Raw genomic sequence first — 15,451 nt, forward strand, 5'->3', positions numbered from 1 at the left:
AGCAAAAAACACAAATGATGAAAAAAAATCCCGAAGTAACGGGATATTACTAAGATAAATATTTTAATTTAAAGTTAAATGACCCAGCTGAGTTTATTTGATGCTGAAGAATTCTATGAATTTCCAAAAGATCTTTTGGAATACAGAGAGAATTTCCTGAGCCGGGAAGAAGCAGACCTTCTTAGAAACAAATTATTAAATACTGCACCCTGGGAACAGCGTACTCAGAAAATGTACGATAAGATGGTACTTACTCCACGGTTGACCGCTTGGTATGGAGATTCAAAATACAACGATTCCGAAGAAAATAAAAAGCCAACAAATCCATGGACTCCTGAATTGTTCTCCTTAAAACAAAGAATTGAAAAGGAATTTGGCTGTCAGTTCAATGGTGTTCTGCTAAACCTGTATCGTGATCATAATGATTCCGTCGCCTGGCATCGGGATAAGGAAAGCCGTTATGGTAAACGTCCTGTCATTGCATCCATCAGTCTTGGACAAACCAGAAACTTTGATTTCAGAAAAAAAGACCACCACCAAAGCAAATACAGTCTTCCTCTTCCTCACGGCTGCTTATTGATCATGAAAGGTAATCTTCAGGAAGAGTGGGAGCACAGGATTGCCAAATCAAACGTACCTATGAAAGAACGGATTAATCTAACGTTCAGGTTAATTCAAAATCTTTAATTTTTATTAAGCTAAATACAATGACTGCAACGAGAGTCAACCATCACTTTGTTAATAAAAGTAATAATAACCATAATATGAGGCATGCTATATTCTATAAAATAGCAATAACTTTAGCATCATTTAATTTTTGAGGAAGTATGCAGGGAAATGAACCCACTTATCAGATTTATTCTCCGGGATCAGTATTGGGACTGTTTAGCAATGCATTAAAGCTTAATGCTACCGTTAATCTAATTTATCTTAAGGGAAGATATTCCTTCGGCGGAGGAAAATCCTATGGGAACTATTACTATGATCATCTGTTTTCAGAATCTGATACTATTTCTATTGGTGTTAGAATATCAGCATTACTGAGAAGTAAAATTGAAAACAATGATATCTATACGCTTAGAGGGTATATTGAGAAAAGCATTAAAAACTCCTCTGTAGAATTGCGTTTCGTTGTAGATGAAATTATCCAGCAAGAGGAACGGGCAATTTCAGAAGAAGAACTACAGAGATATGAACTCATCCAGAAAAAGCTTGAAAAAGGATCCAAAGATCTTGAGTCAATAATCAGAAATAAACTTCTCAAAGATGAGCCAGTCAGAATTGCTAATATTTATGGAAATAATGCAATCGTACAAAAAGACTTTGCAGAGGGATTGGATATTTCACAGAAGTATTTCCAGGTCTCGGAATATAGCTGCAGTATCACTTCATCAACATCTATTGCTGAAAAATTGGAGGAGGTTTCTGAATCAGGGTATGACATTATTGCGCTGGTAAGGGGAGGAGGCGACCGGCAAAGCATGGAAGTTTTCAATGATATAGTTCTTTCAGAATTATTTATTGCTCTGGAAGCTGTCACTGTAACAGCAATAGGTCATACAGTAGATGAAACGCTGCTGGATAAGCTGGCTGATAAAAGATTTCATCTACCGCATGATTATGGAGCTGGTCTTCATTCCATTGTGGAAAAACTCTCCCATGAAAAATCAAATTCACGGGCATTACTGATTGATGAAGTTAAAAAGGATGTGGGTAAACAGTTTGCAGAGCAGGTGCTGACACTGGAGAAGCAACTTAAAAAGAAAAATGATGAATTCACCGAAGCTCAGAAGACCTTTAAAGAACAATCTGAAAATCAGGTAAAAGCTTTTACGGAGCAGCTTAAGGTTCGTAATGAAGAGGTAGAGAAATTAAAGAAAGATCTTTCAGAGAAACACGGTGATCAGGTAAAAACCTTAACAGATCAACTCTCAAAAAGAACTGAAGAATTTCAAAAGTTTCAGGAGTCTTCGGCAAAACAGGTTCAGGAAATGCAGAAGAACTTTGTCGACCAGCAGAAAGAGAGACAGCAGGAGATTGAAAACTATAATAAGGAACTTGCTGCATTGCATGAAAAAAATTTACAGGCAGCTATTAATGAAAAAACGGCTTCTTTAAAGGCGGGAATGGAATCTTTACAGCAGGAAAATACAAGACTGAATATTGAAATAAAGAACAGCAAAACGGATTATATGAAGATTGCAATGGCAGCTATAGCAGCTTTGATCATAGGTTTTATATTGGCAAAGATTCTGTAAAGCTGTTCTATTCATCTTTCATTTTAAGGACGACCAATCCTAATTATAATAAAAAACCTCCCGCATGACCAGGAGGCAAAAAATGTTCTTTGTTAAACATTCTAAAAACAATTAAATATACAATTATTCTCAAAAATCAGTACCTTTAATAAGAAATGTTTTGAATATCCTTCTGTTGATATTTTTATTACATTTAATCAAAAGTCAGCGAAAATTGCCCCCTACTTAATCATGCTACCTCTCAGTTATGAGAGGTTTTATTTTTTCCTTTTCCCTAAAAAGCATCTAAAAAAGTTCTGCTGATTGCCAATATTCTTTCTGCCTGGTTGTAATTTATCATACCACTGATAATCAAAAACTCTTAATTTTTTTATTATCACATGAAAATTTCTTTTTCGGTACTACGAAAAAGTAGTGATTTTATATCATTCCTGTTGTTCAATTTTACATCACCAACAAATCATAAAAATCACAGTTATGAATATTGAGAGAACAGAATTTATAGCCTGGATGGATAGAATCATGGAAAGATTTGATCTACTAAAAGAACAGATGATTAAGAACCAGTCCAGATGTATAGAAATTGATGGGGAGCAGCTTTTGGACAACCAGGATGTTTTACAGCTTTTAAAAATAAGCTCCAGATCATTACAACGATACCGAACGGATAAAAAGCTGCCTTACTATACCATCAGCGGAAAGCTGTATTATAAGTTGTCAGATGTTCATCAACTGATCAGAGAGAGTTTAAGCTCTTCATTATGATCAAGACTTTAGCAGCCAAATCCGTTATTATAATTCCAAATTTTATGAATTCGTGATCGAGTAAATACCTTCATTCCATTAAATAGAATACAATGGAAGATGAAATAATAAACTCTCAGGAAACCGGTGAAATCAAACCAACAAGAGATACATTACTTGTTTTGAACACTGATACCAATCAGGTAGAAATGGTAAAAGGAATTGATCAGGAAGGCAATCTTCAAAAGGTTTCTCCACTAGAAAAAAATGAAAATGACCAATTGATCAAAGTTGATAAGCATGGAGATATTTTCTCTAATTTCTTTTCTAATTTCTACCGGCAGCTTAAAAATCCCACGTATTTCAATTTTTTCAAAGTATCAGAATATGATGCTGTCAATACCGCCAAGGATCTTCAAAAATATGTTGATCAGGCATCCCCTGAAGAAAAAGAAAGGCTGAAAGACTACGAAGTTTTACCTCAACACCACAATAATCCCAAAAATCAAAATACAATGAACAACAACACAGACAATCAGGAATATCGTTTTCAGCCTGAACAGATCGACTGGAAAACGATGGAAAAATTCGGACTTAATCAGGAGAAGCTTGAAAAAATGGATGCTATGGATTCATTACTCAGAGGTTTTAAAACAAATACATTGATTCCCATTACCATTAATTTAGGAACAGCAGTCAGCAAAATGGATGTCCGGTTATCCCTTCAAACAGGAGATACAGGACAGGTTGCCGTCCATTTGCATGGTATCCGCAAAGAGCCTAATCTCAATATGAAATTCCTCGGGCATGAGTTCAGTGATCAGGACAAAAAGAACCTGAAGGAAACCGGAAATATGGGCAGGGTAGTAAATCTTGTCAATCCTAAAACCGATGAAATCATTCCATCAGTCATCAGCCGAGACAGGCTTACCAATGAGCTTGTTGCGTATCGAGCGGAGTATATGAAAGTTCCTGATGAAATCAAAGGAATAAAACTTGATGAACATCAGAAACAAACTTTACTGGAAGGAGGACCCTTGTATCTTGAAGGCATGACTTCCAAAAAAGGAGAGTCTTTCGACGCCACCGTACAATTCAATGCAGATAAGCGGTATGTAGAATTTTTGTTTGGCAATAACCAAGCGCCACAACAAAGCCAACAGCCATCACAACTTCCGGCTCAAGAAGCTCCCAAAGTATTCAGAGGAAAAGAACTGGATGATTCACAGTATGAAAAATTTAAAGCCGGGCAAACCATTTATATTGACGGTCTTACCGATGCTAAAGGTAAAGCCTATCAAGGCTATATTACCTTCAACAAACAAACTTCCAAAACCGACTTTTCATTCACTCATCCTAATAAGCTCAAAGAAGGGGCGAAACCTACAGAAGATCATAAAACTCAAACTGCGGTTAACACCGATGGTAAAACCAATGAAGCTACTAAAAATGTGAAGGAGCCTTTAGAATCAAAACAGCAGCAGCCTGCCCATAAGCAACAAGAAGATCAGCAAAAAAAGGTTAGAAAACCAAGAAGACAAAAACTATAATCAACATCTAAATCCGTCATATGAAAGCAATCATCGCAGAAAAGCCGAGCGTTGCCAGGGAAATTGCACAGTTGTTAGGTGCTCATGAAAAAAAAGAGGGGTACTTATCCGGTAACGGATATTGTGTCACCTGGGCATTGGGACATCTGATCGCATTAGGAATGCCGGAAGATTACGGTATAAGGGGCTTTAACAAAGCCTCTTTGCCTATCTTTCCTAAACCATTTATTCTGACTCCCAAAAAACTAAAGAAAGAAAAAGGCTATGAGCCTGATCCTTCGGCTTTAAAACAACTCCATATTATAAAGCAAGTCATCAATCAATGCAGCAGTATCATTGTCGCCACAGATGCAGGAAGAGAAGGAGAGCTCATCTTCCGTTATATTTATCACTACCTACAATGCAATAAGCCTTTTGAAAGGCTCTGGATCAGTTCACTTACCGAAAAAGCAATACAGGACGGTTTTAAAAACCTTCAACCAGGTGATGCTTTTGATGGTTTGTATCAAGCTGCTAAAGCCAGAAGCGAAGCAGACTGGCTGGTGGGAATCAATGCTACCCAGGCATTAACCATCGCAGAAAATCAAGATCTCTACTCATTGGGCAGAGTACAGACACCAACCCTAGCTTTAATCTGTCACCGGTTTTTTCAGCATCAAAACTTCATTAAGCAAAAATACTTTCAAATCCAGCTGAGTCACAGAAAAGAATATACAGATTTCACCAGTCTTTCACTATTGCAGTGGGAAGAAAAAAAGCAGGCAGAACACATCCAAAAATTCATAGAACGGGAGGGAAGAGCAGTTGTCGACGATGTATCCATTACAACAGTTCAGGAACAATCCCCGTTACTTTTCGATCTCACAGAATTACAGAAAGAAGCCAACAGAAATCTTGGCCTTTCTGCCAATGAGGTTTTACAAACTGCCCAAAGCTTGTATGAAAAAAAATTCATTACCTATCCCAGAACCGGCAGCAAATATATTCCTGAAGATTTATGGGCAGAGATCCCAGAACTGGTCAGAATCCTCAATATATCAAACCTATTCAAAACAGCTATATCTACTTTAAAATTCGGAAACTTCAACAAGAGAATCGTTAATGATGTAAAAGTAACAGATCATCACGGTTTACTCATCACTACGAAGGTTCCATCCGCACTTACAGCTACTGAAAAAGCTATCTATGATATGATTGCTTACCGTTTATTGGAGTCATTATCCCATACCTGTACAAAACAAGTCACCCAGATCCAGATAAAAGTATATCATTATGAATTCCAGGTCACAGGATCAAAAATACTCAACAAAGGCTGGCGAGCCATCAAAGGAATTCTATCTGACAAAGGAGATCCCACCACTACTAACCAAACCCTTACTGAACTCCCGGAACTCAAAATCGGAGATGAACTGAAGATCTCAAAAACAGAATTACTGGAAAAAGTAACGCAACCTCCCAAGCTTTATACAGAAGCGGATCTTTTATCAGCCATGGAAAACGGAGGAAGTTCGATTGAAAACAAAGAAGAAAAGCAGGTACTATCCAATATCGGCATCGGAACCCCAGCCACCAGAGCTTCTATTATTGAAACCCTAATCAGCAGAAACTATATCATAAGGAAAAGCAAAACCCTATATCCTACAGATAAAGGCTTACAAGTTTACAACCTTGTCAAAGACAAAAAAATAGCTAATGTCCAAATGACCGCGGAATGGGAAATAGCACTGGATAGAATTGAAAAAGGTCAACTGAACAGAACCCAATTTATCAATGATATCCAAGACTATACGGCAGAAATCACCAGCGAACTTTTATTACTCAATATTCCACAAGAGAATCCCCCACAACTCAACTGCCCCAAATGCCAACAACATACTCTTATTATCAAAGACAAAATCATAAAATGCCCTGATGAAAAATGTAATTGGATTCTCTTCAGAATGATATGCGGAGTACAACTCAGTATTACAGATATAGCTTTACTATTAACTCAGAACAAAACATCATTAATCAAAAACATGAAAAGCAAAAACGGAAAAAAGTTTAATGCTTATATAGTTTTAAAAGAAGATTCTAGTACAGTATTTGACTTTGGAAAGGATAACTAATTCTCAAAAAAATAGTTGTTTTTTATTTGAAATCTGAGACCGGATCATTTTTAACTATATAGATTTCAATATTTTAAATATGTACTAAGTTTTGTGCCTAAACTGGGGGCGATTTATATTTTGCTTTAGCAAAATATAATACGACATATTTTGTCGCTTTGCGGATATATCTTTGCCTTATTAAAGAATGTTAATTAATTGAACAGGTTTTTGAAAAATATTTCTCAGGAAACAATCACGATTATTTATCTTTAACTGTCACTATCCAGGACGATGGTTTTTAATTTTTTAAAGAAGCCAGGAAATGAAAAATATCAAAGTTTTAGATATTATGATCATTATTGGGAAAAGCAAAATCACAGTGCAAGAACTCAGTATATATCGCCAATTTTACAACAATATTATAAATCTGTAAAACAAAATGTTATAAAAGACTCCATTGGTAAAAGTATTGACGGCTTTAAGTATTAATTTAACTTTAGTTTGTACTGTCATACAGTGCAAGGAGAAAAAAGCGAACATGGAAGTACTATTTTTGGAGAATGACGGTCAGTATTCATTTCTCATAGAAGGTCCTTCAACGATAGCATATAGTACACCCTCAGCTATGGGGATTATATCCAAAAATGAGAGAAACAAAAGTAATATAATATTTGCAGAGCAATTAAAAGAATTCAGACCATACGAATTTGTTCCACAGCAAGAGAATTATAGCAATATATACGTTTCTAATGTATTGGGAGAAACTAATTTTAGCAACAATAATCTGTTTGAATATGATGTTCAGATCAGTCGATCAGTAGTTTTAAAGTCAAATATTTATTATCCCTATGATTTAAAAGGAAGTTATGAATTTAAAATAGATAGCCATACAAGTAAAATTCTGGGACAGTTGCTTTATAAAATTTCTTTAGAAGATAGGAAAAGTAACAGAGTGTCTCCAGATGCTAAGTTGAATAATGTAATTGTTTTGGAGAATAATAAAAGGAAAAATGAAGTTTTTACCGGTGAAAATCGCGCTCAAAATAATTTAGAATATTCTTTGTTTATGGCTTGGATAAATAAACTATTATTGGAAAATATTAATAAAGCTAATAAAATAGATCATTTAGATGTTCCTTCAATCCAGTACGTTGAAAGATTAGATATTCCACCTGATATAAAATAGTGAAATAAAATGACCTTTTCACTTTTAGGAACTGTCTTTAGAATAATGTAAATCATGAACTGAATACAGTTAAAGGATTAGAGTTGCATTTTCAAACAGACTGTTGGTATGATTCCGGTAGAATATAGATTAAGTCACGGGAATATCAACAGGGTAGAAATGCTCGGTATTGAAAATAATGAGCTAAAGATATTCTATATTTTATTATCCGAAGAAAAAACCTTCAGTGTTTTCATTTTTTTAAATTTAATGATGTTTTACTTTTTTTCTGAGCAACATATAAATGGTATGTAATGAAAGTTTGGTTACATCCATATTCCATAAAGGTTGACTTTTATTAACAACAACCCATATTTTGCTGTGAATATCAAATTGATGAATAAAGCAATAGTAAACCCATTTGGAAATGGAAATACGGGTATTTTTTCCTTTGTTTCGAACTAAACAATAAAGGGAGTAGGTAGATTCGGTATTTGCTGACATTATTTGAGAAAGAATCTGTTCTTTGAGGAAAAGTGTTCTTCCATTAGAAGTCCATCCTGCCAATCGTTTGACACGTCCTTTACTAGAGATAGCAAAACGGTTATCAAAGCCGGGAATGATTTTCCAGTGTTCTCCGGGAAGATCTTTTATGGACAAGTTCAGACATGCGGGAGGATTATTTTGATCAATAGAGGGGCTTCCTAATTTTTCCCACAGAGCAGTATTAAGCAACCGGTATGAAAGGCTTTTATTTTCAGTTATTATAAAGTCCTTCTTTGTTGGGGTATAAGATTTCAAAAACCATAGGTATCCACCTGCTGTTAAAAATTGTTTATTGATAACATCCATAATACTTTCCGGAGCAATACCCAGCTTTTTTTCTGCCATATACATGCTTTCAAAATCAGATAGTAGTTCCCCTTCAATACTATACTGGCTGACAGCCTGGCTGTAAATGACTTTTCGGTTTCTTATTCTGTTTTTTTCAAACATATTGAGCCGCATTTCATGGGACGAAATTTTCTGTAAATTATGGTAATGTATATTAAGTTTGTTCTCATCCTTAGTGCTGATAAGAATGGTGCGGTCATAGTAATCAAATTTTTCTATAAAATGATAATAGACAAGACGTATTATTGATTTCCTGTACTTCTTACCCTCTGAGGATAAAGAGCAATGTACACTATAGTTATAATTTTGTAGATAATTGTTGGTATGTTTTACAAAAATCAGTTTCATAATCAGTTCCGGCCTTTTCCATTCTTTACCACTTGGGAGAGATACAAAACGTCCTATGCTTTTTACACGCCCGTAATTAGAAATCATATAATTTTCATAATTCTCAATAGATTTCCATTCTTCACCTGGAAGATTTTTTAAAGAAGTATTATATAAAACTTCTTTTACATATTGGTCTTCAAATTCAGGAGGCAGTTTCATAAGCTACTTGATGAAAAAAAATAATAGTAATGAATAACAAAAATAAAAAACTCAGTTTAAAAAATAATTAGTTGTGGTATCTAGCCCTTTTATTCTGTAGTATTGATAATATCGAACAATGGTGTTGTCATAATACTTAATATGTTTTAAAGTTATTCAATTTGTTGATAACTGTCAGATTAAATGTTAACTAATTCAGATTATTCCAAGATTATTATTGCGGTGATTATTTCATTAATTATTGGTTTAGTATTGGCTACTCTTTTTAAATAATTTTTTCCTTGGTGAGTAAAACGCCTAAGTGAAAAAGAGTTTTTGCCTGGTACTGTTTCCGCAGTGCACTTAATCTTTTTTCAATTAAACTTTCACTGATTACGACGGAGTGTTGGCTGCTTAGTTGTTTACTAACCTCAGAAACTTTGTAGCCTTCTGATAGATATTTTATGATGAGTAGATCTCTTTTTTCCATTGTTTAAAGATAATGATTTCCAATCTGAAATTTGGAATCCATTGATGTATTGAAAATGAAATAAGATCTATGTATTCAAGGTTGATTAATTATTGTTTAAACCAAATGAATTGGTTCCCAGTTTATTTTTGAAAAGGCGTTCTTTTTTGATGGCTTCGTCCGCAGTTATCGTCTTCGGAAGAAGCATTAAAATTGAAAATTGAAAGTGGTTACCATGTAAAGGGTCAGAATCAAGAAGTTCTTTTAACATCTTATTATCTCCATGACCATTCGTTAGCACATATGCTGACCAACGGGCCCAAATTCCATTTTCACCGTATGCTGATCCTACATAAAGCTTGCCGGTTTGGGTATCATTGATAAGGTACACGCCCTTTGTTATGGAAAGTACCTTTTTCCAGTCGCTGTATTGATTGGTTACTATTTCTTTCAGTTCGCTAAAACTTAGAATAAAATCAAAATAATCCGTAAACTGCTTATAATGAAGTCCTGGTTTGATTTCTATGACTTCCATTTCATTTTTTATCCATTGCTCCACCTGATAATAACCCTCTCCTTAAGATCGTCGTACTGCTCAGGTACTTCTATCATCTCATAATGGTAGCGGTCTTCAGCAAACTTTTGTCTGTCTTTAATTTGATAAACACCGATAAATCGAGCGAAAATACCCTCTTCACCAATAAAAGAAACAATATACTCGACATCTTTAAACACATCTTTAGATTGTGAGCTCTGATACGATAGGAATTCTGAACGGTGATTTTTATAAAGATCATATAAATCCTGCCTTACGTCTTTGTGTCTTACTAATTTTATTTTTACGTTCCTTTTTAACCCTCTGTTATAAAGCAGTTCTTGTATGGTAATCATTTTCTTTTCTTATATGTTGGTTGCTTGCGAAGGGGTTTATTTAACAGTAATAATAGGTGCTCGTTTTGTTGCTTGCTGATCGGCAGATTTAATCAGTTTTACTGAATCTTCTATGTAGAATGTTTTTAGAATTTTGTTATTCGTAATATCCAGTTCTTTTATTGATGTACCGAGTAGATACAATTGTACCAATTCTTTATTTTTTGATAGATCAAGATTGATCAATTGTTTACATCCGTCAAGATTAAGTGTGTGAAGAGCTGGAAATTTCGTGCTATCGAATTCTGTAAATAAATTATCCTGTAAATGGATGTACATTATATTTTGTGAGTTTAACTGAATTTTGGTTAATCCCAATCTGAAAGCATAAATTCCTTTCAAATTAATCAAACCTTTTAAATTCAGAACTCCAATTTTATTGTTGTCCCCTATATAAAGATTTTCAAGCTTTGTAAGTTTGTTTAAAAGGGAAAAATCGGAAATATTATTCTTGTGTAGATTAAGCTCTTTCAAACCCTGAAAGTATTCAAGGCCGCTTAAATCGGAAATATTCTTTTCGTCCAGTTTCAGTTCAGTAGTCGTATTAATTTCTGAAACTTCTAAATTTCCGTTATAATTTTGATCGAACTGCTGTAACAGAGCCGTTTTGAGATTGTTGTCTTTAATGGAAATTTCTTGTGCAACAATGTTGATGGATAGAATGACTGCAAATGTTGATATAATTTTAAGCATTTTTGAAACGTATGTTATAAAAGTAAGATCGATAATTTATAAGAATCTTAATTGAATTCTACAATGATCTACACCTATAATAATTCTATTTATTATTGTTAAAGTTGTCAAATAATTCCTGTAATGTAAATACTTCAGGCTTAGCTGAAAAATTTTCTTTAATTATAATGTATAATTTCGAGTAAGATTTAGGGAGATATAACTTCTCTTTAATATACTGATCTATATATTTCAGAATAGTATCTTTTCGAGTATGGATACAGAGAAACACAGCATTTTGAAAATTATACTTGTTTAAATAAATGGTTAATTTAAAGAAATCCCATAAGAATCTTTCATAAGGCAATTCTCTTTCTGTTTTCACTTCGGCAATGAGACGTTGATTATCAGGACTCATATCATCCTGATCTTTATGAATAAAGAAGTCAGGAATTAAGGTAAGTTCTCTAAGGTATTCACTATCATTAGCTGAAATATTTCTGATCTTTCCTGCTACTTCAAAAATTTCTTCATCACGTTCATTAGAATAGATGTATCTTTTTGGTATCTGCAATTGCCTTGTTAGTTCACGAGGTTCTGCAATTTCCTTTGCATAATTCAGTATAGCATATTGCACATTTAATTGAGTGACAAAATTATTTTCGTATGTCGTCGATCGTTTTTTATTAATCGCAATCCTATCATTTTGGAACGAAACTCTGGAGGTTTGATAGTTAATTTCCTCAATGCTTTCTAGGGTGGCTAAAAAATTATTAATGGTTGGGTTATTAGTTTTCATTTTTTTATCTATCTCAAATCTACAAAAGTTTACAGAAAGCTATATCATAATATGTAGAAATAAAACTAATAAGAATAAAGATTTAAATGGAATTACGCCTTTAGATTCCAAACTACACATCTTTCAACTGCTTAATCAATTGTTTTAAAAGAACTTCCTAGTTTGAATGTCCTATAATATGGATAAGAAAGGAAAAAATATCAGAGGTATTTGATATTTAATAAAAGGGTGAAGAAGTTTGAGTTTTCTTTTAAGAATGTGTGGAGGGAAAGTTTAAAAAGCAAAAAATCTGAATTAAAAAAAACGATAAACTTTGATAGTGTTTTAAAAATTAAAATGAAAATTTATTACGGTTTCCCGTTTTTTTTCTTTCAATTTCGATTCGTATATTTAAAGATTTAAATCATACATCATTGATTAACTATAGTACATGGTTTTACTTCTGCAGTTAATTGAGTGATAATAAGAAGCTAATAATATTTATTTAAGTGTCAAAATATAAATTTATAGACCTATTTGCAGGATTAGGAGGGTTTCATTTAGCCTTAGAGGGATTAGGTCATGAATGCGTTTTCGCAAGTGAATTACAACCTGATCTTCAAAAACTTTATTCAGAAAACTATCCTGGAACACCAATCTTCGGTGATATTACTAAAATTTCGGTAGATAATATCCCGAAGCACGATATTCTCTGCGGAGGATTTCCTTGTCAGCCCTTTTCTCAAGCGGGCAAAAGATTAGGTTTTACAGAAGATCGGGGAAATTTATTTAATAATATTATGGAAATTTTAGAATTTCATAAACCTAAATATGTTTTTTTAGAGAACGTTCAAAATTTAAAAAATCATGATGAGGGAAATACTTGGAAAGTAATAGAAGAAAGATTATCTGCGTTGTATGATGTTAAAGAAGCAATTCTATCACCCCATCAGTTTGGAATACCGCAACATAGATTTAGAATCTATATTGTAGGAAAATTAAAAGAGTTCTATGAAGATAAACCTTTAGCTAACTTTGAATTTCCACTACCAGAGAAACACGAATGTAATATTAAAACCATAATTGATGAATCTGCATTAGATTTCATGCACTTACGAAATGATACAAGAAATCATCTTTCTATTTGGCAAGAATTTTTGAATGAATTGTACGATAATGGAGGTGAATTACCAACTTTTCCTATTTGGGCAATGGAATTTGGGGCAGATTATGATTTTGAGGACATTGCACCTGCACATCAAAAATTAAAGGAATTAAAAAATAAAAAAGGTAAATTAGGTAAAAAAATAGTCGGTTCTACGATAAAAGAATGTCTCTCACATTTACCAATTTATGCCATTACGGATAAAACTAAAACATTTCCATCTTGGAAAATTCAATTTATTAAAAGAAACCGTGAGTTTTACAATACACACAAATTGTGGTTAGATAAGTGGATTCCAAAAATTGTGGATTTTGAAAATAGTCATCAGAAATTTGAATGGAATTGTGGGGCCGAAGAAAATCCAACAATTTATAATAAAATTATTCAATTTAGACCTTCTGGTATAAGAGTAAAAAAACCAACATATTCTCCAGCATTAGTGCTAACAACAACACAGATTCCTATTTTTCCATGGATAAAACTACCTGAGGAATCTTTGGATGGAAATGAGGGGTTATATGGAAGATATATGACTAAAGATGAAGCCGCAAAGTTGCAAGGAATGGATAAATTAAAAAAATATCCAGAAACTGTTCCTTCCGCATTTAAAGCATTTGGGAATGCTGTTAATGTGGATCTTGTTAAATTAATTGCCGAAAAACTACTAAACCATGAATCAAATAGAGAAAGTATCCATCGCGCTGCAGCCCAGTGTTTATAATACTTTTAGGGCTCTCAACAACACTGTTGCACTAACTTTAAGTGAATATGTTGATAATTCTGTTCAATCCTTTTTGGATAATAAAGATGTTATTTTAAGCATTTATCCAGATTTTATATTTGAAGTTAATATCGAGGTTGATCAGAAATCAAATCAGATAATTATTCGAGATAATGCTGCAGGCATTGATTTTGTAAATTATCAAAGAGCATTTGAACCAGCAAATATTCCTTTAGACAATACCAAATTAAATGAATTTGGAATGGGAATGAAAACAGCTTCAATTTGGTTAGCAGATAAATGGAGTGTACGAACCAAAGCTTTAGGCGAAAAAGTAGAAAGATTTACTGAATTTGATTTGCATAAAGTTATTAAAGAAAATAAAGAAGAATTAATTGTAGTTGAGACAGTTAAAGAGCCTGAATTACATTATACTGAGATTGTTTTATCAAACCTCTCCCATAATGCGCCCTCTCCGTATCAAATGGATAAAGTAAGGCGACACTTATCAAGTATTTACAGAGTATTCTTGCGAACAAATGAAATTACTATTGTGGTTAATGGTGAAAAATTAGTTGCTCCTAACTATGAAATATTAGATGTTCCATTTCACAGCTCTTCAAGTAATAATAATACTTTGTGGAAAAAAGAGATTACCTTTAGTCTTGGTAAGTATCAAGCAAAAGGGTTTATAGCAATCTTGAAGACCATACAAAATAATGCAAATGGATTAGTTCTTCTTCGAAGAGGACGTGTCATTGTGGGAGGGGATGAAGATCGTTTTTTTCCAAATTCAATTTTTGGATCACCAGGTAATTTTCGATATAAAAGATTGTTTGGAGAAATTGAATTAAGCGGATTTGATGTTACATTTAATAAAAATGGATTTACAGATGAAGAAAATTTAAATGCTTTTATTGATGCTTTACGCGAAGAACTACGCGACCCTGATTTCAATCTTCTAAGCCAAGCTGATAATTATCGTGTAAAGACTAAAGAGGAAAATTCGAAAATTGCTGAAAAAATCATTAAAACTCAGCAAAAAGAAGTTGATAAAGAACCGTTAACAGATAAAATAAAAAAAGTAGAAAATGCCTCAAGTAATAGAGAAAATATTGCTATAGAAGAAGAAAAAATTTCTAATGCAGATACTTTAGGCTCGGTAGAGGATTATTTTGATTATGATGATATTTCCTATAAGTTTCAAGTAGATCTTATAAACGAAGATGAGTCAGATGCCCTTTACGCAGTAAAACAAGAAGACTTAGAAGTAGAAGGAAAAATGATTTCTTGTTTAATCTGCAAAATAAATCTTGCACATCCTTTTTTTAATAGATTCGAGCAGTTTAGAAAGGCAGGTGATTATCAACCGATAATAGAAATTTTTAAATCTTTTGCAATTGCTGAGTTTCATGCTACAAAAAAGAAGATGCAATATCCTTCTGAATTAAGGACTTTTTTTAATAGTTATATTGTTCAATAATTAA

At 33.3% G+C, this 15,451-nt stretch carries 14 protein-coding genes; 8 read left to right on the top strand and 6 right to left on the bottom strand.

Annotation, left to right across the window (positions count from 1 at the left end):
• Positions 1 to 78: 78 nt before the first annotated feature.
• The 6 genes from NK356_RS01940 (at position 79) to NK356_RS01965 (ending at position 7,828) form a co-directional block, all read left to right on the top strand.
• Positions 79 to 687, top strand: a complete 609-nt coding sequence (locus tag NK356_RS01940; RefSeq protein WP_253316100.1) for an alpha-ketoglutarate-dependent dioxygenase AlkB — start codon at positions 79 to 81, stop codon at positions 685 to 687.
• A 140-nt stretch (positions 688 to 827) separates the two neighbouring features.
• Positions 828 to 2,258 carry an exodeoxyribonuclease VII large subunit gene (locus tag NK356_RS01945; RefSeq protein WP_253316101.1) on the top strand — a complete coding sequence of 477 codons (1,431 nt, stop codon included), beginning with the start codon at positions 828 to 830 and terminating at the stop codon, positions 2,256 to 2,258.
• 477 nt (positions 2,259 to 2,735) lie between these two features.
• Positions 2,736 to 3,023 (top strand): helix-turn-helix domain-containing protein, encoded by a 288-nt coding sequence (locus NK356_RS01950; RefSeq protein WP_253316102.1) that lies wholly within the window; start codon positions 2,736 to 2,738, stop codon positions 3,021 to 3,023.
• A gap of 92 nt (positions 3,024 to 3,115) precedes the next feature.
• On the top strand, positions 3,116 to 4,552 hold the full coding sequence (locus tag NK356_RS01955) for a DUF3945 domain-containing protein (RefSeq protein WP_253316103.1): 1,437 nt from the start codon (positions 3,116 to 3,118) through the stop codon (positions 4,550 to 4,552).
• Between the two features lie 20 nt (positions 4,553 to 4,572).
• Positions 4,573 to 6,660 carry a type IA DNA topoisomerase gene (locus NK356_RS01960; RefSeq protein WP_253316104.1) on the top strand — a complete coding sequence of 696 codons (2,088 nt, stop codon included), beginning with the start codon at positions 4,573 to 4,575 and terminating at the stop codon, positions 6,658 to 6,660.
• A 520-nt stretch (positions 6,661 to 7,180) separates the two neighbouring features.
• Complete coding sequence (locus tag NK356_RS01965; RefSeq protein ID WP_253316105.1) at positions 7,181 to 7,828, top strand: hypothetical protein; 648 nt, start codon at positions 7,181 to 7,183, stop codon at positions 7,826 to 7,828.
• A gap of 246 nt (positions 7,829 to 8,074) precedes the next feature.
• On the opposite strand, the gene NK356_RS01970 is transcribed toward NK356_RS01965, so the two are convergent.
• The 6 genes from NK356_RS01970 to NK356_RS01995 all read right to left on the bottom strand — a co-directional run bounded on the left by NK356_RS01970 (position 8,075) and on the right by NK356_RS01995 (position 12,099).
• On the bottom strand, positions 8,075 to 9,250 hold the full coding sequence (locus NK356_RS01970; RefSeq protein ID WP_253316106.1) for an NUMOD4 domain-containing protein: 1,176 nt from the start codon (positions 9,248 to 9,250) through the stop codon (positions 8,075 to 8,077).
• A 265-nt stretch (positions 9,251 to 9,515) separates the two neighbouring features.
• A complete protein-coding gene (locus NK356_RS01975) occupies positions 9,516 to 9,719 on the bottom strand; it encodes a hypothetical protein (RefSeq protein ID WP_253316107.1) in 204 nt (67 codons plus the stop codon).
• Between the two features lie 85 nt (positions 9,720 to 9,804).
• Positions 9,805 to 10,233 (bottom strand): GIY-YIG nuclease family protein, encoded by a 429-nt coding sequence (locus NK356_RS01980; RefSeq protein WP_253316108.1) that lies wholly within the window; start codon positions 10,231 to 10,233, stop codon positions 9,805 to 9,807.
• A gap of 8 nt (positions 10,234 to 10,241) precedes the next feature.
• The gene (locus NK356_RS01985) at positions 10,242 to 10,589 is read right to left on the bottom strand and encodes a hypothetical protein (protein ID WP_253316109.1); all 348 of its coding nucleotides are present in this window, start codon (positions 10,587 to 10,589) and stop codon (positions 10,242 to 10,244) included.
• A gap of 36 nt (positions 10,590 to 10,625) precedes the next feature.
• On the bottom strand, positions 10,626 to 11,321 hold the full coding sequence (locus NK356_RS01990) for a leucine-rich repeat domain-containing protein (protein ID WP_253316110.1): 696 nt from the start codon (positions 11,319 to 11,321) through the stop codon (positions 10,626 to 10,628).
• An 85-nt stretch (positions 11,322 to 11,406) separates the two neighbouring features.
• Positions 11,407 to 12,099: a hypothetical protein gene (locus NK356_RS01995; protein WP_253316111.1), complete on the bottom strand. Its 693-nt coding sequence runs from the start codon at positions 12,097 to 12,099 to the stop codon at positions 11,407 to 11,409.
• Positions 12,100 to 12,587: 488 nt separating this feature from the next.
• Here NK356_RS01995 and NK356_RS24215 point away from each other — a divergent pair, with 488 nt between their 5' ends.
• Positions 12,588 to 13,964 carry a DNA (cytosine-5-)-methyltransferase gene (locus NK356_RS24215; protein WP_253316112.1) on the top strand — a complete coding sequence of 459 codons (1,377 nt, stop codon included), beginning with the start codon at positions 12,588 to 12,590 and terminating at the stop codon, positions 13,962 to 13,964.
• On the top strand, positions 13,915 to 15,447 hold the full coding sequence (locus NK356_RS02005) for an ATP-binding protein (RefSeq protein WP_253316113.1): 1,533 nt from the start codon (positions 13,915 to 13,917) through the stop codon (positions 15,445 to 15,447). The genes NK356_RS24215 and NK356_RS02005 overlap by 50 nt, the downstream gene beginning before the upstream one ends.
• Positions 15,448 to 15,451 lie beyond the last annotated feature (4 nt).

The organism is Chryseobacterium sp. S0630 (assembly GCF_024158915.1).
GTDB lineage: Bacteria > Bacteroidota > Bacteroidia > Flavobacteriales > Weeksellaceae > Chryseobacterium.

What these genes read in the sequence shown, in the direction of transcription:
- NK356_RS02005 (WP_253316113.1), top strand. Translation starts at nt 13,915, where the DNA reads ATGAATCAAATAGAGAAAGTATCCATCGCGCTGCAGCCCAGTGTTTAT.
- NK356_RS01990 (WP_253316110.1), bottom strand. Translation starts at nt 11,321, where the DNA reads ATGCTTAAAATTATATCAACATTTGCAGTCATTCTATCCATCAACATT.
- NK356_RS01955 (WP_253316103.1), top strand. Translation starts at nt 3,116, where the DNA reads ATGGAAGATGAAATAATAAACTCTCAGGAAACCGGTGAAATCAAACCA.
- NK356_RS01970 (WP_253316106.1), bottom strand. Translation starts at nt 9,250, where the DNA reads ATGAAACTGCCTCCTGAATTTGAAGACCAATATGTAAAAGAAGTTTTA.
- NK356_RS01950 (WP_253316102.1), top strand. Translation starts at nt 2,736, where the DNA reads ATGAATATTGAGAGAACAGAATTTATAGCCTGGATGGATAGAATCATG.
- NK356_RS01960 (WP_253316104.1), top strand. Translation starts at nt 4,573, where the DNA reads ATGAAAGCAATCATCGCAGAAAAGCCGAGCGTTGCCAGGGAAATTGCA.
- NK356_RS01945 (WP_253316101.1), top strand. Translation starts at nt 828, where the DNA reads ATGCAGGGAAATGAACCCACTTATCAGATTTATTCTCCGGGATCAGTA.
- NK356_RS01995 (WP_253316111.1), bottom strand. Translation starts at nt 12,099, where the DNA reads ATGAAAACTAATAACCCAACCATTAATAATTTTTTAGCCACCCTAGAA.
- NK356_RS01980 (WP_253316108.1), bottom strand. Translation starts at nt 10,233, where the DNA reads ATGGAAGTCATAGAAATCAAACCAGGACTTCATTATAAGCAGTTTACG.
- NK356_RS01975 (WP_253316107.1), bottom strand. Translation starts at nt 9,719, where the DNA reads ATGGAAAAAAGAGATCTACTCATCATAAAATATCTATCAGAAGGCTAC.
- NK356_RS01940 (WP_253316100.1), top strand. Translation starts at nt 79, where the DNA reads ATGACCCAGCTGAGTTTATTTGATGCTGAAGAATTCTATGAATTTCCA.
- NK356_RS01985 (WP_253316109.1), bottom strand. Translation starts at nt 10,589, where the DNA reads ATGATTACCATACAAGAACTGCTTTATAACAGAGGGTTAAAAAGGAAC.
- NK356_RS01965 (WP_253316105.1), top strand. Translation starts at nt 7,181, where the DNA reads ATGGAAGTACTATTTTTGGAGAATGACGGTCAGTATTCATTTCTCATA.